The following is a 19,334-nucleotide window of genomic DNA, read 5'->3' as shown; positions in this document are numbered from 1 at the left end:
AAACAATGTGTTCTCTCCAGAACATCGTCTTTATTCTTTTTCCTCCCTACAGTATCTATTATGTTAATAGTTTTTAATGCAGCGCTTTGATTCTTCTGTTTCTCAGTTTAAAAAATATAAAGCCAAACTTTTTATTACATCATGCAGATAGTTATTGCTTTTTATTATAAAGACATTATAATATCCTTAGGTTCATTAAAAAGAACAACATAATGAGGGGGATTACCATGAACAAACCATTAGAACTAGCCGTACAAAAATTCATTACCGACAATAAGAAAGATTTAGTACAATTAATCATTGATATAAGTGCAATTCCATCTCCGACCGGCTCAGAACAAAAAAAAGCAGAGTGGATTCTGGAAAAATTGAATAGCTGGGGAGCAGACGGCGCTTACATAGATGAAGCTGGCAATGTAATATATCCCTATCATTTAGAAAAATCTGATACATTTCCGCTGTATAATGCTCATATAGACACTGTTTTCAACAATGTCACCACAATTGAACCAAAAATTGATGGGCATACACTTTACGCTCCTTCTTGCGGCGATAATAGTTCCAGTGTAGCCGGATTGTTATTTCTCATCCGTATGCTTCATACATTAAAAGTCGACTTACCTACAGGCATTCTTTTTGCCTTTAATGTTGGCGAAGAAGGGCTGGGAAATTTGAAGGGCAGCCGCTATCTTGTTAATACATGGAAAGAACATCTCAGTGAAGTGATCGCTGTCGATGGCAGCTGTAACCAATTTGTCAATCTTGCTGTAGGTTCTCGGCGCTATACCATTTCCATTACAGCAGAAGGCGGCCACAGCTGGGAAAAATTTGGCAACAGCAATGCTATCGCCGCAGCCTCTTCCATTATCTGCCAGTTGTACATGCAGCAAGTACCGACAACACCGAAAACTACATATAATGTAGGCACTATCTGTGGTGGTTCAACGGTAAATTCCATTGCGGAACAAGTAGAGTTTACCATCGATCTGCGTTCTGAATCAAAGGATGAATTAGAACGTATTGATGGGCATCTAACAACTATTTTACAAAAAGCGGATACAGAAAAAATACAAATCAAACAAACACTTATTGGGGAACGGCCTTGCAGTCAAGGAATCACCCAAGCAGAGATCTATGATCGTATTGCCGCTATTCGTGAAAACAACCAGCAGCCGATGAAATTTCATGCTGCCAGTACAGATGCTAATATTCCTTTGAGTATGGGAATTCCGGCCATTTCTTTTGGTATTTGTGAAGGAACCCGTGCACACTCCATCTATGAATCTATTGATTTGGATACGTTAGAAGGGGGAATGAATCAGTTGGCAGCATTTTTATTTTTTCATATGTAATAAATTTTTATATAAAAAAGCGTGGCAGTGAAATACCACCTCTATAAAAACAAATGAGGATCGCTTGCTCAAACGAGCAGGCGATCCGCATTTTGTGTTAAAATTTTACATACTCACATAAAAAATTCAAACATATATTATTCTAAAACAAAACAAGCAGTTTTACCACTATTTATTTCAGATTATCTGAATATCTGTGATCCCGTGCTGATTTTTGGTCGATTCATGGAGGAAATCGACTTGGAGAAATACCTGAGAAATTGTTCAGCGATATCAACAACCATATATTTGCCAAAGATCATGTGGATTTGACTCATCTGTATATAGACAGTTCGAAATTTGAGATAAATGCCAATAAATACAACTAGGTATGGAAAAAGCAACGGAAAAGTCACGAATTTACTCGATGAAATCAACGATGAGTTTGCCCGCTTTTGTATCAAAATTAATCCGAAGATACTTTTGGTATCATGAAAAATAACCGCTGGTACACAAAAATTATTCGAAAAGGCATGGAACAGGTACGTTTAGAGGTTTTTCGGGTTTCCATCGGGCACAATCTTTATAAATACCCCAATAAAAGACTACGCTTGAAGAAAGCCGCATAAACTGTAAAAAAAAAGTTTTTATGGAAAAAATGACTGTATGCCCTTTTTTCAGTAATTGCCTGTCAGCTACCTCAAGGTGCATAAAAAAAGAAGCTGTGGATAAAATGATTTCTCATTTTTTCACAGCCACTTTTTTATTTTAATTATTGAAGTTTCGTTTTTCCTTCTTTAGTCAAAAGACTGACTACGATAAAGACGATAAAGTTACAAACAAGAGCTACGAAACCAGCATTAAAGTGAATACCCATCAATGGGAACGGATCCATTTTATTCAACATCAAATAAAATACCAAGAATTCACCGACAAGAAGTCCGCAAATAGCTCCCAATTTACTAGATTTAGGCCAAAACATACCAAATACAATAAGCGGGAAAAACTGGGTAACTCCGGAATAACCGGTAAGAAGCAAATTAACTAAAAGGTTAGCATGGAAAATAGACAAATATAATGCAACAGCCGTCAAAATAAGAATAAAATACCGAGCAGCCTGTTTCATATGTTCCGGAGACACATTTTCATCTCCGCCACGGAACCCTTTAATATAAATATTACGAGATATCAAAAGTGATGTAGATAAAAGCAAGTCCGCCGCCGGAATCATACAAGCCAGCGCACCGGCACCACCTACAATACCCAAAACCCAAACGGGGAAGGAATCTTTTACCAAATATAAAAACGCCATATCTGCTACAGGCAATGGATTATTCATATACACCAACAACGCAGTAAAACCAACAAGCATAGGGCATATCAGCAGCAGATGATATACTGGAAGCCATACAGCATTGTGACGCGGTACATCCGGATCTTTAGCACTAAACGTATTCGTCGTAAAATGAGGCCACATATAAAAACCTGCCGCCATTACACAAAGCGTCGACATGGCCCAGCCTACATCCAACACTTTTGTACTTCCCGGGAAAATCAAATAGGTCGGATTAATTGCTTCAATCTTGGCAAACATTTCTCCTACACCGCCAAAATAATGGAAGGGGAGATAAATACCAAAGAAAAGCATAGCAAGCATCATTGCTATATCCTTAATAAGAGCAGTAGAAGCAACCCCTCTTAAACCACTTAAAAAAACAAATGCAGCCACCATGACAAATGCAATCAACATAGCGGTTATACGAGAAATCTCACCCAGCGAAGCTACTTCCACAATAAGGCCAAGTGCTGTAAGCTGCAACTGAAGATACGGCAATAAAAACGCAACGCCAATACAAGATACCAAAATCCCCAAGGGACGGCTGCTGTACAAATATTCGACCAAATCACCTTGTGTAACAAGTAAATGACTGTGTCCATATACACAAATTTTCGGCAAAATGTAATATCCTACCATATATGCCAAAGAGCCATATCCCAAAATATAAAAGGACGGTCCTCCCTTTGCATAAGCCCAGCCGCTGGCACCTAAAAAAGCAAAGGCTGTATAAACTTCGCCCGCCATAATAAACCAATTCAGCCAACGGCCAAAATTACGATCACCGACAGCCCAGCTTTCAGAATTCATTTTATGTTTCATACCGGGGATAGCTCCCAGTACAGAAATGCCAACGATAAAAATAAACAATATAATAATTGCACTACTATTCTCCATGAATGAGTACCTCCTCTCTTAATTTTCCTTTGATTTATGACCGTCTAACGCATGTTCAGCCGCTTCTGCATCAGCTTTTGCATGATTCTTCTTGTCTATCATATAAAGCGTATGAATACAAAACACAGATATAATGACACCAAGCTGGATCCAAAAAGCAAGAAACGGTACGCCAAAAATCATGGGATGTACCCGATTAACCCATGGCAATGCTCCAATAATCCAAATAAACGGCACTGCTGTCAAAAAAATTCGTAATGCCATAACAAAACCCCCTTCTTCATAAAATAGTATCCTAATATAACAAATATCACACAAATCCCACTAAACGCAAGAAATGGTGTCTCCTTACAGATTAATCGCAATGCGTTTTCAGCCAATCAATGGCACTCTGGGCATATACACCGGAACCTCCGGATAAAATCGAATCATCTATGGTAAAGTTATTACTGTGATGGGAATTGACGGCTCCAATCGCTGGGTTATTAAATCCCACAAAAGCAAAGCATCCCGGCTTATGTTCCTGATAGCGGGAAAAATCTTCGCCGCCCATGGTCTTCTGCATGTGAAATAAAGCCTTTTCTCCCAGAACTTTCTTAACAGCACCTTGCGCAATAGCTGAACATTCTTCATCATTCACCGTAGGCGGTACCATAATCCAATACTCAAATTCTGCCGTGGCCCCATACGCATGAGCCGTGTCCATGATAATACGTTCCATGGATTCCTTGAGGTCTTTTCCTACCTCCGTATTGAAATAACGAGTCGTCCCTTCCAGAACGGCTTCTCCTGAAATAATATTAAAACGGTCTCCGCTATGCAATGTTCCTATCGTCAATACGACCGGATCAAGTGCATTGTAACGGCGAGATACCAACGTCTGCAAATTCATAACGATTGCCGAAGCCGTGACAACTGCATCGATAGATTCCTGCGGTTGTGCCCCATGCCCGGATCTGCCATGGACCTTAATAATAAATTGCCCGCCCGCAGCCATACGGTCGCCTGCTTCTACAGAAATTTGACCGGCCGGTACATCAATCCAAATGTGACCACCAAAAATAGCGCCAATTTCATTATACCAATTCCCAAAATTAATCATATACTGCGAACCGCTGCCCATTTCTTCTGCCGGCTGAAAAACAAGATATACTTTACCGTATATATCATCTTTAACATCCAAAAGCATACGTGCTGCGCCCAAAAGCATCGCAATGTGACTATCATGACCACATGCATGCATTTTCCCTTCATTTTTAGATTTAAAGGGAACGTCATTCATTTCTGTTACATTCAATCCGTCTATATCGGCACGCAAAGCTACTGCTTTTCCCGCATGCCCTCCTTGTATCACGGCTACAAGCCCTGTGTTTTTTTCCGGATTGATAGTGTAGGGAACCCCCATTTTATCAAGCTCGTCAGCAATACGTCTCGTTGTTTCCACTTCTTCGTAACTGAGTTCAGGATATTGATGAAAATAACGCCGCAAATCGCGAACATAATCCTGATATTTTTGAACTAAATCCTTTACTTCCATTATTACCTTACCTTCTTTGTATTAAAATATTAAAGTTTAATCCACATTATACAATACAATCAAACTAGTTACAAGTAATTAATTACATTATTATTACAAAAACATTTCATTTACATTACGATTTATCATTATTATTCACTTTTATACCTGTTATGTCACATTAGATTATGTGATACTAATGCCGTTATTTGGCACATTATCTTCTATATAATAAAAATAATAATATACAATAAAAATATATTAAAAATCACAATTATTTTTTTCAATTTAAATTAAATTTTCATTTCAGACACTGAATATACCATTTTCCAACACCAAACAGCATTTATTAACAATACTCCCGCTGTAACAAAAAATACATTTTGGATTCCTATTGCTGCCGCCAAATGCCCCCCAAAAAAAGATCCGGCAAACATTCCCATAAATTGCGCCGATTGATTAAATCCGTAAATGCGTCCCAAACATAAGGACGGGGTATACTGCCGAATCAAATTATTGACAGACGGCAGCATACCCGCCAATGCGATTCCCAAGGCAAAGCGCAATATGCCAAGTTCCACCGGACTTGTTACTAATCCTTGCGGAACAAATGAAATGCCCGCTAAAATAAGAGAAAAAAATAATACCTTCTGCGATCCTATCCGATCAGCCAGTCGTCCAATGCGGGACGCCGTAAGCATGCTGGCAAAGCCTGTAGAAGAAAAAACAGCTCCGGCTATCAGTGCCAAGTGATCAGAAGACGCGACCAATTGTGCAATATACACGGTAATAATAGGTTGGATCGACATAGTAGCAAACTGCATAATCAGTGTAGTTATAAAAAGTCCGAAAATTAATTGCGGCTGCGGCAATCGATGAAACGTATCTTTTAACGTCAATGAGGCTGCCTGCACATGCGGCTTACATGTTTCATGAATTTTAAAAAGTGCTAAAAATCCCAAAAAACAGAAAAATCCTATAACAAAAAAAGTATGGCGGATACCGATGAGTTCCGAAAGGAAGCCGCCCAATAAAGGTCCCAAAAGAGTTCCACTGACCTGGCAAGTAAAAAACATGCCTAAGGCCCAGCCGGAATGATCCCGTGGTGATTCTTGGGCAATAAGCGGAATAACTGCCGCTTGAAAACCGCTCATAGCCCCTTGGGCAAGACGTAAGACCGCTAATTGATAAACATTCTGTGCAAATCCCATTCCTGTCATGATAACCGCCAGCCAAAGACTCGCCCGCAGCACCATCGGTTTACGCCCATACCGATCCGATAATCGTCCCCATATAGGAGAAAAAACAGCCAAGCTAATAAAGTTGCACCCGAAAATGATGCCTGACCAGCGTTCTATTTGCTCTATGTCATGTATCCCCAGTTCCGCCACATACAGCGGCAGCATGGGCGCCATTTGACTCATTCCCACGGACACTATAAACCCTGCACAACAACATATCCATAAATTTTGTTTCCATTTTTCCATATCCACGCCTGCCTATATTAATGTAATTTGACAATATATTATAGCATGGCACCTAGGATTTATCACGTTTTATACAAAATAATATTTACAGTATTTTTATATTGACTTATAATTTTTTTTAATACTTAGTACTTTTCTTTCTAAATCTATCAAGGAAGTACCTATAACTAAAATTAATGTTTCCAGATTAATTCGATCCGGGGTCGTCAAAATATCGGGAAGTACATCACAATGTGCTAAAACCGTATCCAAATCAATCAGAAATTCATTCCCTTTCTGTTGATAATTTTTACACGGCGGCATATCAATAGTAGTAAGTCCTGCCATATCACAAGCCTGCAAAACCGCCTTGTTCTTACGTAAATTCATTATACAGGCTGCTTCAGGAAAATACTTGCGCACTTCAAGAATGGATTCTCCCATATGGACACTTGCCCCCATTTCCGGTTCGCTTACTGCAACCGCCGTATCCTTAACACAGATAATTCTGCCAGGTATTCCTGCCACCTGGCTAAGTTGTTTGCCATTCTTTTTCACACAAGCAATATTAGCTCCAATTTCCGGTAAAAGTTTATAAATATTCTCATCACAAAATATAGCTGCAGTTTGTTTCAATGCCGCACACAACTTTTCTTCCTCTGATTGTATCTTATTCGCGTGAAGTGCTGCTGCTTCAAAAAAAACATCCCAGAATTTGTCTCTGCTTGGCGGCACGAGTTCTTTTAAATCTCCATTTTCTAAATACATACAACCCTGTGATGATTTTGTAATGGTTCCGATAATCCGGGCCTTTATCCCTGCTTTTTCATAGTCGTTCAAAAGCTTTTCGGTTGTTTCCGGTGCACAGGTAAGCACTAATGTCCCTTCACTAATGATTTCCCATGTATTCAGGTTAAAATACCCGCAAACAGCTTCTATATCATGCGGCCGCAATAAATCTTTTGTATTAATGACGACTCCCTTTCCGGAAGCCTGCGCAATTTCCCATACACCACGTTTTACGCCTCCCTCCGTGGCATCATGCATAGCATGAACGCCACGATTGTGTGCCGCTATGCAGGCATCCTTTACAACCGAAACTTCATGCATCCGCGCAAGGGATCGTTGTAAATCGTCTGTATCTATATTGTCCTTGAGAATCTCCTGTAACTCAAATGATAATAAGGCAGCGGCTTCTACTCCGCAGCCTTTAGTAATAATAACATTATCCCCGTCTTGTGCTCCCATCGGCGATATATAGGTATCACCGGTTCCCCATACGGTGATACCGCCAATAGTAGGTACCGTAACGGCTCCATAAAAACCGGTATGTCCCCCTACAATCGTAATGCCGATTTCTTTCGCATACCGACTGATAGCTGCAATAAGTTCCGCAATATAATCTTCCTCCGTATCCGGCGGCAGCAGTAAGGAATATGTCATATAACGAGGTTGTATTCCCATAACGGCAATATCACTAGCCCCTATATGAACGGTTACAAAGGCAAAATCATCGGCTGTCATAGACAAACTGGGAAAAATCGGATCTTCAGCAACTGCCATATATGAATCTGAAAGCCTCAATATGGCCGCATCGACTCCCATATGAGGTCCAATAACGACAGATTCTGCCTGCGTTCCTGTCTGAGTCAGCACATGTTTTCGAAAAAAATCATCATTTACTTTTCCTATCATTGGTATTCCCTCCTGTATCATACTTTCAAAATAAAATAATTTTAATTGCCTTTATTCACTTTTCCATAAAATCAAAAATAGCAGCAAAAAAAGAGCGGTTCTCTTACCCGCCCTAAAAAACGCCAAAAATGCGCACCTCCGGAAGAGTAAGCGGTCGATACTAACAGTATCCTCTCAACCTGTCATACAGGCTCCCATCGCATATTGGTCATCACTATATATGTTCTGCAGCAAAGCCAGGGCGCTCCCCCTCACTTCACAAGTAAACCAGCTTTAGTATATAGCACCCTAAACACACTGTCAAATTCACAGCTTGCGAAAAAATTCCCACAACTTCATACTACTTTGCACTGTCATGATTTTTGATAAAATAAGTCCAGCTTTACTAATCAAGCCAGGTACAGAAGTCATATGTCCCAAAGAAGAATCTCTAAGTGCCTGCCGTACAACGCTTTTACCCTGTAAAGAAAATAGATAATTTGTCACATAGGCTTTCTTTTCCGTTTTTTTGGCTTTTTTGATAAATTCCGTATCCTTGATCCAATAAGGACAGATGGCCGTAACCACAATATCGTGGTTACGCAATTCTTCGTGAAGAGCGCAACTATAATGATAAAGAAATGCTTTGCTTGCAGCATAGACATTTAAATACGGCAGCGGTTGAAATGCCGAAGCCGAACAAATTTCCAATATTCTTCCATGACTTGCCATATACGGAATTACCATTTCCGTAACCCATACAACGGCCTTGCAATTCAAGTCTATCATTGCCATACTATCAAAAATCGGAATGTCCTGCCCATATCCAATTCGGCCAAAACCGGCAGCATTAACCGCGATATCTACTATCGGTCGTTCTTTATCAAATATATGCTGAAGAATTTCCAAGGATGACTGCTGCGTTAAATCCAGTACAATAGATCGAAAGGGCGTTTGTATCTGTTTTCCTAAACTATCTAAGGCTTCCTTGCTACGCGCAATCCCCCAAATTTCATCTACTGTCCGTAATTGATCTATTTGCATGACAAATTCGTACCCTAATCCACTAGATGCGCCTGTTATCAATGCAATTCTCATATATATTCCCCCTAAAAAATGACCTGCCAAAACTATTTTCTAATGTAAAAGCGCTATCGTTTCGTCATTAAAATTGCATTATAGTTATTTTTATTATGTTTTTCCAGAATAATATATATAATTTTATCTTGTATACAGTATTTTTATTAAAATTATTTTGATTATTTTTAATTTTATTGTATACTGTAACTTGTATTATCGATATAAGCCCAAAGGAGCGAATACACATGGCAGATATGAACAAGTATGTTAATAACGTATTAGAAATGGTAGTTTCAAGAGACCCTGAACAAAAAGAATTCCACAATGCCGTACGCGAAGTATTGACATCAATTATACCCGTTTTGGAAAGTGACCCGAAGTATTATAACGCTAAAATTCTTGAACGTCTGGTCGAACCGGAACGCATCGTTATCTTCCGTGTTCCCTGGGAAGATGATAAAGGAGAACTCCATATCAATCGTGGATATAGAGTTCAGGCAAATAGCGCCATCGGTCCGTATAAAGGCGGTTTGCGCTTTCATCCCACTGTAACTCTTAGCATTCTAAAATTCTTAGCATTTGAACAAATTTTTAAAAATGCGCTGACGGGTCTTCCCATCGGCGGCGGCAAAGGTGGCTCTGACTTTGATCCAAAAGGAAAATCAGACAAAGAAGTCATGCGCTTTTGTCAAAGCTTTATGACGGAATTGCAGCGCCATATCGGACTTAATACCGATGTTCCTGCGGGTGATATCGGTGTAGGCGGACGGGAAATCGGTTATCTTTTCGGGCAATATAAACGGCTTCGCAATGCCAATGATGCCGGTGTACTTACCGGTAAAGGCTTAACCTACGGCGGCAGCCTTGTGCGTACAGAGGCTACCGGGTATGGTCTTCTTTACCTCGTAAAGGAAATGCTTGACGACAACAACATCGATATAAAAGGCAAAACCATCGCGGTATCCGGTTCCGGCAATGTTGCCATTTATGCCATCCAAAAAGCGCAGGAATTAGGTGCCAAGGTCGTGACCTGCTCCGATTCCAATGGGTATATTTATGACCCTTCCGGCATTGACCTTGCTCTCGTGAAAGATATCAAAGAAGTTCGCCGGGCCCGCATTCAAGAATATATAACGCATCATCCTCATGCAGAATATCACGAAGATCCGTTCAGCGAATGGAATGTAAAATGCGACATCGCACTTCCTTGTGCCACACAAAATGAACTGGATCTTGCAAGTGCTGCCGCACTTGTAAAAAACGGAGTAATAGCTGTCGCCGAAGGAGCCAACATGCCTTCTTCATTGGAAGCCATTCAATATTTCCAAGAACACGGCGTCCTTTTTATTCAGGCAAAAGCCGCAAATGCCGGCGGCGTTGCTGTTTCCGCATTAGAAATGTGTCAAAATTCTGCACGGTTGGAATGGGATTTTGAAGCAGTTGATCAAAAACTTAAAAATATTATGACAAGTATTTATCACCAAGCTAAAACAAACGCAAAAAAATATGGCGTAGAAGGTGACCTTGTTGCTGGTGCCAATATTACTGCCTTCCTCAAGGTAGCCGACGCTATGATTGCACAAGGAAATTATTAAAATCGATACCGACGTAAGGAAAAACTATATTAATACAGGGTTGAGCGAAATATTTGATTTTCTTTTCGCTCAGCCCTGTATTTTTTCTATATACCATCATACATTACTTGTTTTTATACTTTTCGTTCCAAAATCAGCCCATTGCGATAGGCACAGAGGAGAGCTTTCAAATCTTCAATCATCGTCAATATTTTTTTCCCATTATCTGTATCACCAATCATAACACGCTGCGGTTCCATTTCCACTTGTGTTGAATCGGAACCAATATCGGCATTGGTCATAAGGACTTGATGAACATCTTTAAACGGGTAATGCGCTTTTATGCGCATTCCGTGAGAGTTGAAAATCAGCGTATATCCGGCAATGCCCGTAGATGATTGATAGGCCCGGCAAAAACCGCCATCAATACAAAGCACTTTCCCTCCTGCCCGGATAGGACTTTCTCCTTGTACCACCTTTACCGGTGTATGACCGTTAATAATGTGCCCCTGCGGAGAATCAATACCAAATTCATGGAGAATCCGAACACACGTATCTGGATCCTTTTCCCACGTATAATAAGGATCCTGCGGCTCTTCCCAAGTCCTTTTATCTTCAATATATGTCCGTTCAAAAGTCTTAACCACACGTCCGGAAACAGGAGACTTATCTCCACACCAAAGATACCACATATAATCCAGGCTATCCTGATCGCGTTGTTCATATGCCTTGCGTGCTATGCGATCTGCATAATCCATAAACGTCTTTCCTTTATATGACCTGCCATTATAAAACATTTCACGAAATGTTCCATCCTCATTGATGGGTATTCCTCCGTGAAATAAAAGATTTCCGTTAAAGCAGCGATACATAGATCCATGACTATAAAGAAAACTCATATGGCGGGCTAAGCGCTCACTTTCCAAAAAAGCCGTACGCAAATCAATAACGATTTGGTGTTCTTCCGGTGACAACGTATACGGATCTATCGGATTACGTGTTGGAAAATCGATGCTTTTCAATGGATAGGTTCCTCCATCAATAGCAATGGTTCCTTCTTTAAGATTCATTTTATGGAACAAAAGCCGGTCATCCATATTATACTCCGGATGACGGATAATCGTTTGTCCTTCAAGTTTAAATAAAATTACATTGATAGCCTTTACCAGCGGATCGATATTATCTTCTTTCGTATACGTATCTCTAGCAAAAAGTGCCAAAGGCCGCAGACTGATACCATATCCGCTTTCTAATATTTCCAGATTATTATAGCGGATATTATTTCGTAATACATTGGCAATACAGGCATCACTGCCAGCAGCAGCTCCCATCCAAAGAATATCATGATTTCCCCATTGAATATCAAGCGAATGATGCTGCATCAAGTTATCCATAATTTTATCGGCATGACCGCCTCGATCATAAATATCTCCGATGATATGAAGATGATCCACAGCCAATCGTTTAATGAGTGCGGCCAAGGCATATATAAATTCTCTCGTGCTGCCCGTTTCAATAATGGTGTCAAGAATTTTTGTATGGTATACATGACGATTATTATCTTCATCGGACTGTGCATGTATCAATTCATCAATAACGAAGCGGAATTCTTCAGGCATAGATTTACGCACTTTAGAGCGGGTATATTTTGAAGATAATAATTTAGCCAGACGCAGTAAATGATGCAGCGTTTGGATGCGCCACGTATCATTCACTTTATGTTTACGGTTCAATAAATCCAGTTTTTCTTTAGGATAATAAATTAAAGTCAATAAATCGTCCTGTTCTTCAGTTGTCATAGAATTAGCAAAAATGGTTTCAACCTTTTCACGAATTACCCCGGAACAATTATTCAAAATATGGTAAAAGGCTTCATATTCTCCATGAAGATCACTCATAAAATGTTCTGTTCCTTTAGGAAGATTGACAATAGCCTGCAAATTTATGATTTCTGTAAAAGTTGCCTGCTGCGTAGGGAATGATTGTGACAACAACTCCAGATATTTTAGATATTCGGCTGAAAATTCTTCCTCATTTTTCATAATAACTCAACCCCATCTTTATTTTATTCGGCCGTACATTGTTATTATTATCATATCACGATTCTCGTCTAAATTGCGAATAAATATATAAACTTCCTGCAAAGACTTGACTTCAAATAAGTTATCAAGTATACTACTCCATGAATCAACACTCCGATAAGTGAGGCTACTATAGGGATACGGACTGCTGCCACGAAATGATGGAGACATCATAAGACGGTCTGAACAGTCAATGTCGAAGCCAAGGCATTGAATAATGCAGTTACATCGCCCTATTGAGCCAAAGCTCAAACGGTTGCAATATGTGCTGTTATTTTAAGTCATGCAATCGTTTAGATTGTATGGCTTTTTATTTTTTGGCAGTTTTGTTGATTTTGGTATCCTGAATTTTTCTAATTCTGATTTTACTATACTCTGCCAAATTAACTATTCTTTTTATTATACCAATTAATGAAGTGAGGTGAGAAAAATGGAAGCTGGAGGCAGTAATACGACACAACCCCGAGAGAATTATGTATTGTCAGAAAGCTGCCTATTTTCTTACCCGCAGCCTTATAAAATAAATACGTAGTTTTTTCGGACTTGTGTCTGTGTTCTCCAACAATGGCTTACGCCATCATTTACCACAGGAGGTACAGACTTATGAAAAAAACACTAACGGCATCTGCACTGACGGCAAAACAAGTACTTGAATCGCGTCAACGATTTGGTACCAATGCCGTAACACACGGCAAAAAAATTCCTTTGTCAAAACGTATAGTCAATGCTTTTATCAATCCTTTTACTATCGTACTATTCATTTTAGCTGTTGTATCGGCTTTTACCGACATTATTATGGCAGAACCCGGGGAAGCGAATCCGACTACAGTCGGCATTATTACTACTATGGTTCTCATTTCCGGTATCCTTCGTTTTGTACAAGAAACCCGTTCAGGAAATGCCGCCTCAAAATTGAGCGATATGATACAAACTACAGCCTGCATAGAACGTCAAGAATCAGGAAAACAAGAAATTCCCATAAGCGAAATCGTGGTTGACGATATCGTTTATATTTCGGCTGGCGATATGATTCCTGCCGACATGCAGATTATAACCGCCAAAGACCTTTTTATCAGTCAATCGGCACTTACCGGTGAAAGTGAACCGCTGGAAAAAACAGGCGTGTATGCCGGCAGTGAAGAAATCTCACCCGAAAACAAAAACTTAGTTTTTATGGGCAGTACTGTTGTCAGCGGCAGCGGCATAGCCATTGTCCAAACGGTAGGAAATGCGACTATGCTGGGCCAAATTGCCAAACATTTAAATAAGAAACCCGTGGCTACCACCTTTGATAAAGGCGTCAATTCGGTGTCCTGGGTCCTTATTCGATTCATGCTGATTATGGTACCTGTCGTACTGTTCATTAATGGCTTTACCAAGGGTGATTGGATGAATGCCGCTTTATTTGCTATTTCCGTTGCAGTCGGGTTAACTCCGGAAATGCTTCCTATGATCGTAACCACCTGTCTTGCCAAAGGGGCCGTTGCTATGTCACAGGAACAAGTTATCATCAAAAATCTGAATGCCATACAAAACCTTGGATCCATGGATATCCTATGTACCGACAAAACGGGCACCCTTACACAGGATAAAGTAGTGCTTGAATGCCATTTAGATATTACAGGAAATGAAGATACGCGAGTCCTGCGTCATGCTTTTTTAAACAGTTACTATCAAACGGGCCTAAAAAATCTTATGGATATCGCTATCATCGACCGAACAAAAGAATTGGTCAAAACAGACGGTTCTCATGCTGTTATTGAAGATAAATACAACAAGGTCGATGAAATTCCGTTTGACTTTGAACGGCGCCGTATGAGCGTTGTCGTCGCCGACACCACGGGAAAGACACAACTCATTACCAAAGGTGCCATTGAAGAAATGCTCCGCATCTCTTCGTATGTAGAATATCAAAATCAAGTTATGGAACTGACAGAACCTATGAAGCAACTAGTTCTTAACCACGTAGATAAACTTAACAGCAAAGGCATGCGCGTCCTTGGAGTTGCTCAAAAAACAAATCCGTCTCCTGTTGATTCTTTTTCTACTGCAGATGAAGCAGACATGGTCCTTATCGGGTATCTCGCATTTCTTGATCCTCCCAAGGAAACAACGGCTGCTGCAATCAAAGCATTACATGATTCCGGAGTTACCGTCAAAATTTTAACCGGTGATAATGAAAAAGTAACACAATGTATCTGTCAGCAGGTCGGACTTACTATAGAAGGAATACTGCTCGGTTCGGAACTAGCGGGTATGGACGACGCGATGTTATGCCAAAAAGCAGAAAAAACAACGATTTTCGCCAAATTATCCCCTACAGAAAAAGAACGAGTCGTAACTGCGCTGCGAAAAAACGGTCATAGCGTCGGATATATGGGAGATGGTATCAATGATGCAGTTGCAATGAAAGCAGCTGATGTCGGTATTTCTGTTGACACCGCCGTAGATATTGCAAAAGAATCGGCAGACGTCATCTTGTTGGAAAAAAATCTTCTTGTTTTGGAAAAAGGTATCCTGGAAGGCCGAAAGACCTATGCCAATATGATTAAATATATTAAAATGACCGCTTCATCAAACTTTGGCAATATGTTTTCTGTTCTCATTGCGAGCGCTTTCCTGCCATTTCTTCCTATGTCGGCAATTCACCTTATTCTGCTGAATATGATTTATGACATTTCCTGTACAGCAATTCCATGGGACAATGTAGATATAGATTACCTCAATATGCCGCGGAAATGGGATGCCCTTTCCATCAGTCGTTTTATGATAGATTTAGGTCCTATCAGTTCTATTTTTGATATTGCAACTTATATTCTTATGTATTTTATCGTTTGCCCCGCTATATGCGGCGGATCTTACTACTCACTTGGCGAAAATCAGCAGTTGCTTTTTATTTCTCTTTTTCAAACCGGTTGGTTTATTGAATCCATGTGGAGTCAAACATTAGTTATTCATATGCTGCGAACACCTAAAATTCCTTTTTTCCAAAGTCATGCTTCTTGGCAAGTAACCCTGCTTACCTTTATGGGAATTGCCATATTGACGCTGATACCTTTCACCACACTGGGCAATGCTATCGGACTTCATTCTCTGCCGTTTTCTTACTTTATTTTACTAAGTATTATTATTGCAGGATATATGATTCTGGTTACTTTTAGAAAAAATCTTTATGTAAAGAAATATGGAGAGTTGCTATAACCACATAAACGATTCCAATAGTCTCCCTGCCGAGAGCCATTTATCTTGTTTTTTTACTAGTCATAAGACTGCAACAGTTATATAATATAAAAAAAACATCCTATAAAGGAGCTTGACTGATGCATATCTCTCAACTAATACAAAAAGCAATTGAATTTGACAGCGGCGATGCACGGCGTATTCAACACTTTCTCAAAGTATATCAATTCGCCGCGCTTATAGGAACCTTGGAAAAAATACCTGCCGCACAGCAAGAAGCACTGGAATCGGCTGCTATCCTGCATGATATCGGTATCCATGCTGCAGAAGAAAAATACGGCAGTTCTGCCGGAAATTATCAGGAAATAGAAGGTCCTGCTATCGCTCATCAAATACTGGAGGAGTTCTCCTGTTCGCCGCAATTCATAGACCGGGTATGTTTTCTCATCGGGCATCACCACACATATAATCAAGTAGATGGTGTTGATTATCAGATTCTTATAGAAGCTGATTTTCTCGTAAATGCGTACGAAGATAATCTGACTCCCTCTGCTATCAAAACAGCAGCAGCCCGGTTATTCAAAACAAAAAACGGAACACTGTTATTAAAAACTATATACAATATTTAATTTTTTATAAGGAGGCTGCATTATGATGATATTTATTTGCTATCCTAAATGTACGACCTGCCAAAAAGCAAAAAAATGGCTGGAAGAAAGAAACATCAGTTTTGATTTTCGTGATATCAAAATCAATAATCCTACAGCAGAAGAATTACAAAAATGGCACAAGCGCAGCGGTCTTCCTCTAAAACGTTTTTTCAACACCAGTGGTATCCCTTACCGGGAACTACAGTTAAAGGAAAAACTCCCCTCCATGAGTGAAAGTGAGCAATATGCGTTGCTGGCAACAAATGGGATGCTGGTCAAACGCCCGCTTCTTATCGATGATACAACGATACTTGTAGGTTTTAAAGAATCGGAGTGGGCAGAAAAATTGCAACAATAAAAAAACGGTTCTGTTTAGTCGGTTGTATAAATGACTACGCAGAACCGTTTTATAGTTTATTGACAGGCTTCTGAAAATTCTTTTTTCATACTATTTCTTACAACTTCATCCGATGCCATCCTCAAAATTGTTTTCACCATGATATGGGCACCTTGTAAAATAGTAGATTCTATATTCTTATTTTTTACCATATCGGCAATTTCCCTAGAATGTCCCGGATAGAAAGTATTACCCATAGCAAGCTCTATATGAACAGCCGGACATTGATGACTTACATTGCCAATATCAGAGCTTCCTCCATCACGTTCTTCTTGAAAGGGTATATGCATGTCCCGTAAAACCTGCCGAACTGCCTCCGTTGCAGTTTCATTCCAAAGCATATCATCAAATGCATATCCCCATTCTTCCACCTCATAGGTCGTTTCCGTGGCAATAGCCGCTCCTTTAAAACAATTCATAACCTTAGCAATAACAGTATCAAGATATTTTCGCTGCGTATGGCGAATACAGCATTCCACTTCAGAATAATCCGGAACAATATTAGATGCCGTTCCCCCATGAACTATATATGATCCAATACGGGTTTCCGGACGTACATGTTGACGCAGCATATCCACTGCATGCAAAGCCAGCATGGCTCCATTCAAAGCATTGCGTCCCTGCCAAGGCTGCGCCGCAGCATGCGCCGTCTGTCCATGAAATTTGATACGATAATCGCTTAATGCCAAGAAACGGGAATTAGGGGTTGTCTCATTAGGAGAAACATGAACCATCATAGCCAAATCATATTCTTTAAATATATTTTGTTTGCACATGACCACCTTACCGCCCCGCAATTCTTCATCAGGTGTACCGATAAGGTCAATATCCACTGGAATATCTTCCATGTCATGAAATGCTGCTGCCGCCAAAAAGCTCATAGCTCCATTGGCAGAGTGTCCGCACCCATGTCCAATATCAGGCAAGGCATCATACTCCGCTAAAAGAGCAATTTTCATAACCGGATGAATACTGCGCTTAATACTTGCTTTAAAGGCTGTCGCCTGTCCATTAAAATGCTCTTCTACCTTCATTCCCAAATCGCGGCACTCTTTTACATATGTCGCACAGGCATGATATTCTTCGCCGGATAATTCCGGATCATTTGCAATTTTTGAATTAATGCAGTACGCAGCACGGCTGTGTTTTTTTAAATTTTCTTCCATTATACTTTCTAAAGACATATCTTCCTCCTGTTAACCGACAATAAACATATATATAGGAATAACAAGCATCCCTAATATAATAGAAATGAAACTTACCGCTGTGGAATATTCCACATCCGCGCCCACAGACTTAGCAACGATAGTCATGTTGGTCATAGCCGGCATACTGGCCTGCATGGTAAATACCTTTGCCGACATATCCGTTACGGGAATAAACGGCAGCAAGATAAGAACACAGGCAGGACAAACAACAAACCGGCCAATAAGTGCGCCAATAACATCCCGGTCCCAAGTAATCTGGGTTAACGGAATAGTACTCATTTCTATACCAATAACAATCAACGCCATAGGCGTCGCTACATTCCCTACATATTGAAAAGAAGCTATAACAAAATCAGGTACCCGTAAATCGAATAAAGTCATCGCAAGTCCAACCAAAAATCCTAATAACGGCGGTGAAAAAACTTTTTTTAAGGCCTGCAGGGAAAACATTGACATGCCCGATTTGCCGGCCATGGTATCATTGACGATATGATATACTCCCAGCGTCCAAAACATAACCGTATTGGCCATGTAATACAGCATAACGGAAGGAATGCTTTGCGGACCAAATAAAGCCAGATTAACAGGCAGCCCGATAAAAATCGTATTGGCAATAAAGAAGAACACGATAAACAAGCCTTGGCGATCTTTATGAATATGCAGAATTTTTACAACTATGCGGCCTACAATATAGGCTGCTATAATAGATGCAAAAGGAAGTACTAAGTCCGGCGCCATAGCCAGCAAAGATTCTCGGGTAAAATCCTTCTGAATATTGCAAAACAAATATAAAGGAAGAGAAATTTTCATAATAAAACGTGTAAGCAGCGCGCTGCTGGCTGTATCAAACCAGTTCTTTTTAGCTAAGACAAAGCCGATTCCAATAATAAATAATACTTCGAATATCCCCTGTAAGCCGTGAATAGCTCCTTCCATCTCATCAA

At 40.0% G+C, this 19,334-nt stretch carries 14 protein-coding genes and 1 riboswitch; of the genes, 5 read left to right on the top strand and 9 right to left on the bottom strand.

Annotated features, from left to right (window positions below; all coding sequences use genetic code 11):
* Nucleotides 1-227: 227 nt before the first annotated feature.
* The gene (locus tag BLR11_RS07780; protein WP_091650329.1) at nt 228-1,352 is read left to right on the top strand and encodes a M20/M25/M40 family metallo-hydrolase; all 1,125 of its coding nucleotides are present in this window, start codon (nt 228-230) and stop codon (nt 1,350-1,352) included.
* Between the two features lie 751 nt (nt 1,353-2,103).
* On the opposite strand, the gene BLR11_RS07770 is transcribed toward BLR11_RS07780, so the two are convergent.
* The 6 genes from BLR11_RS07770 to BLR11_RS07745 form a co-directional block, all read right to left on the bottom strand.
* Nucleotides 2,104-3,564 (bottom strand): sodium:solute symporter family protein, encoded by a 1,461-nt coding sequence (locus BLR11_RS07770; protein ID WP_091650326.1) that lies wholly within the window; start codon nt 3,562-3,564, stop codon nt 2,104-2,106.
* An 18-nt stretch (nt 3,565-3,582) separates the two neighbouring features.
* Entirely contained in the window at nt 3,583-3,828 is a 246-nt protein-coding gene (locus tag BLR11_RS07765) for a DUF3311 domain-containing protein (protein ID WP_091650323.1), read from the bottom strand.
* A 91-nt stretch (nt 3,829-3,919) separates the two neighbouring features.
* Nucleotides 3,920-5,101 (bottom strand): amidohydrolase, encoded by a 1,182-nt coding sequence (locus tag BLR11_RS07760; protein WP_091650321.1) that lies wholly within the window; start codon nt 5,099-5,101, stop codon nt 3,920-3,922.
* A gap of 272 nt (nt 5,102-5,373) precedes the next feature.
* The gene (locus tag BLR11_RS07755) at nt 5,374-6,567 is read right to left on the bottom strand and encodes an MFS transporter (protein WP_091650318.1); all 1,194 of its coding nucleotides are present in this window, start codon (nt 6,565-6,567) and stop codon (nt 5,374-5,376) included.
* A 96-nt stretch (nt 6,568-6,663) separates the two neighbouring features.
* Nucleotides 6,664-8,241, bottom strand: coding sequence for a thiamine-phosphate synthase family protein (locus tag BLR11_RS07750; RefSeq protein WP_091650316.1), 1,578 nt, complete (start codon nt 8,239-8,241; stop codon nt 6,664-6,666).
* A gap of 306 nt (nt 8,242-8,547) precedes the next feature.
* Nucleotides 8,548-9,318: an SDR family NAD(P)-dependent oxidoreductase gene (locus tag BLR11_RS07745; RefSeq protein ID WP_091650313.1), complete on the bottom strand. Its 771-nt coding sequence runs from the start codon at nt 9,316-9,318 to the stop codon at nt 8,548-8,550.
* 227 nt (nt 9,319-9,545) lie between these two features.
* On the opposite strand from BLR11_RS07745, the gene gdhA reads away from it, so the two are divergent.
* The gene (gene gdhA, locus BLR11_RS07740) at nt 9,546-10,895 is read left to right on the top strand and encodes an NADP-specific glutamate dehydrogenase (RefSeq protein WP_091650312.1); all 1,350 of its coding nucleotides are present in this window, start codon (nt 9,546-9,548) and stop codon (nt 10,893-10,895) included.
* A 113-nt stretch (nt 10,896-11,008) separates the two neighbouring features.
* On the opposite strand, the gene BLR11_RS07735 is transcribed toward gdhA, so the two are convergent.
* Nucleotides 11,009-12,916 (bottom strand): fructose-1,6-bisphosphatase, encoded by a 1,908-nt coding sequence (locus BLR11_RS07735; RefSeq protein WP_091650309.1) that lies wholly within the window; start codon nt 12,914-12,916, stop codon nt 11,009-11,011.
* A gap of 145 nt (nt 12,917-13,061) precedes the next feature.
* Nucleotides 13,062-13,223: riboswitch (M-box (ykoK) riboswitch) on the top strand.
* A 335-nt stretch (nt 13,224-13,558) separates the two neighbouring features.
* On the opposite strand from BLR11_RS07735, the gene mgtA reads away from it, so the two are divergent.
* The 3 genes from mgtA (at nt 13,559) to BLR11_RS07720 (ending at nt 17,143) form a co-directional block, all read left to right on the top strand.
* Nucleotides 13,559-16,156, top strand: a complete 2,598-nt coding sequence (gene mgtA / locus BLR11_RS07730) for a magnesium-translocating P-type ATPase (protein WP_218118748.1) — start codon at nt 13,559-13,561, stop codon at nt 16,154-16,156.
* Nucleotides 16,157-16,275: 119 nt separating this feature from the next.
* Nucleotides 16,276-16,764 carry an HD domain-containing protein gene (locus BLR11_RS07725; protein WP_176762911.1) on the top strand — a complete coding sequence of 163 codons (489 nt, stop codon included), beginning with the start codon at nt 16,276-16,278 and terminating at the stop codon, nt 16,762-16,764.
* Between the two features lie 25 nt (nt 16,765-16,789).
* Nucleotides 16,790-17,143 carry an arsenate reductase family protein gene (locus tag BLR11_RS07720; protein WP_091650397.1) on the top strand — a complete coding sequence of 118 codons (354 nt, stop codon included), beginning with the start codon at nt 16,790-16,792 and terminating at the stop codon, nt 17,141-17,143.
* A 56-nt stretch (nt 17,144-17,199) separates the two neighbouring features.
* On the opposite strand, the gene BLR11_RS07715 is transcribed toward BLR11_RS07720, so the two are convergent.
* Together BLR11_RS07715 and BLR11_RS07710 are read right to left on the bottom strand one after the other, a co-directional pair.
* Nucleotides 17,200-18,366 carry an amidohydrolase gene (locus BLR11_RS07715; protein ID WP_091650302.1) on the bottom strand — a complete coding sequence of 389 codons (1,167 nt, stop codon included), beginning with the start codon at nt 18,364-18,366 and terminating at the stop codon, nt 17,200-17,202.
* A 12-nt stretch (nt 18,367-18,378) separates the two neighbouring features.
* A complete protein-coding gene (locus BLR11_RS07710; RefSeq protein WP_091650299.1) occupies nt 18,379-19,326 on the bottom strand; it encodes an AEC family transporter in 948 nt (315 codons plus the stop codon).
* Nucleotides 19,327-19,334: the final 8 nt, after the last annotated feature.

The sequence above is a fragment of the Megasphaera paucivorans genome, from assembly GCF_900103535.1.
GTDB classification, from domain to species: domain Bacteria; phylum Bacillota; class Negativicutes; order Veillonellales; family Megasphaeraceae; genus Megasphaera_A; species Megasphaera_A paucivorans.
The sequence above is the reverse complement of the archived record's forward strand: the minus strand, read 5'-3'. Positions and strand labels throughout refer to the sequence as shown.

Excerpts from the sequence above, each read along its gene's own strand:
- BLR11_RS07780 (WP_091650329.1), top strand. The coding sequence starts at position 228 with ATGAACAAACCATTAGAACTAGCCGTACAAAAATTCATTACCGACAAT.
- BLR11_RS07770 (WP_091650326.1), bottom strand. The coding sequence starts at position 3,564 with ATGGAGAATAGTAGTGCAATTATTATATTGTTTATTTTTATCGTTGGC.
- BLR11_RS07765 (WP_091650323.1), bottom strand. The coding sequence starts at position 3,828 with ATGGCATTACGAATTTTTTTGACAGCAGTGCCGTTTATTTGGATTATT.
- BLR11_RS07760 (WP_091650321.1), bottom strand. The coding sequence starts at position 5,101 with ATGGAAGTAAAGGATTTAGTTCAAAAATATCAGGATTATGTTCGCGAT.
- BLR11_RS07755 (WP_091650318.1), bottom strand. The coding sequence starts at position 6,567 with ATGGAAAAATGGAAACAAAATTTATGGATATGTTGTTGTGCAGGGTTT.
- BLR11_RS07750 (WP_091650316.1), bottom strand. The coding sequence starts at position 8,241 with ATGATAGGAAAAGTAAATGATGATTTTTTTCGAAAACATGTGCTGACT.
- BLR11_RS07745 (WP_091650313.1), bottom strand. The coding sequence starts at position 9,318 with ATGAGAATTGCATTGATAACAGGCGCATCTAGTGGATTAGGGTACGAA.
- gdhA (WP_091650312.1), top strand. The coding sequence starts at position 9,546 with ATGGCAGATATGAACAAGTATGTTAATAACGTATTAGAAATGGTAGTT.
- BLR11_RS07735 (WP_091650309.1), bottom strand. The coding sequence starts at position 12,916 with ATGAAAAATGAGGAAGAATTTTCAGCCGAATATCTAAAATATCTGGAG.
- mgtA (WP_218118748.1), top strand. The coding sequence starts at position 13,559 with ATGAAAAAAACACTAACGGCATCTGCACTGACGGCAAAACAAGTACTT.
- BLR11_RS07725 (WP_176762911.1), top strand. The coding sequence starts at position 16,276 with ATGCATATCTCTCAACTAATACAAAAAGCAATTGAATTTGACAGCGGC.
- BLR11_RS07720 (WP_091650397.1), top strand. The coding sequence starts at position 16,790 with ATGATATTTATTTGCTATCCTAAATGTACGACCTGCCAAAAAGCAAAA.
- BLR11_RS07715 (WP_091650302.1), bottom strand. The coding sequence starts at position 18,366 with ATGTCTTTAGAAAGTATAATGGAAGAAAATTTAAAAAAACACAGCCGT.
- BLR11_RS07710 (WP_091650299.1), bottom strand. The coding sequence starts at position 19,326 with ATGGAAGGAGCTATTCACGGCTTACAGGGGATATTCGAAGTATTATTT.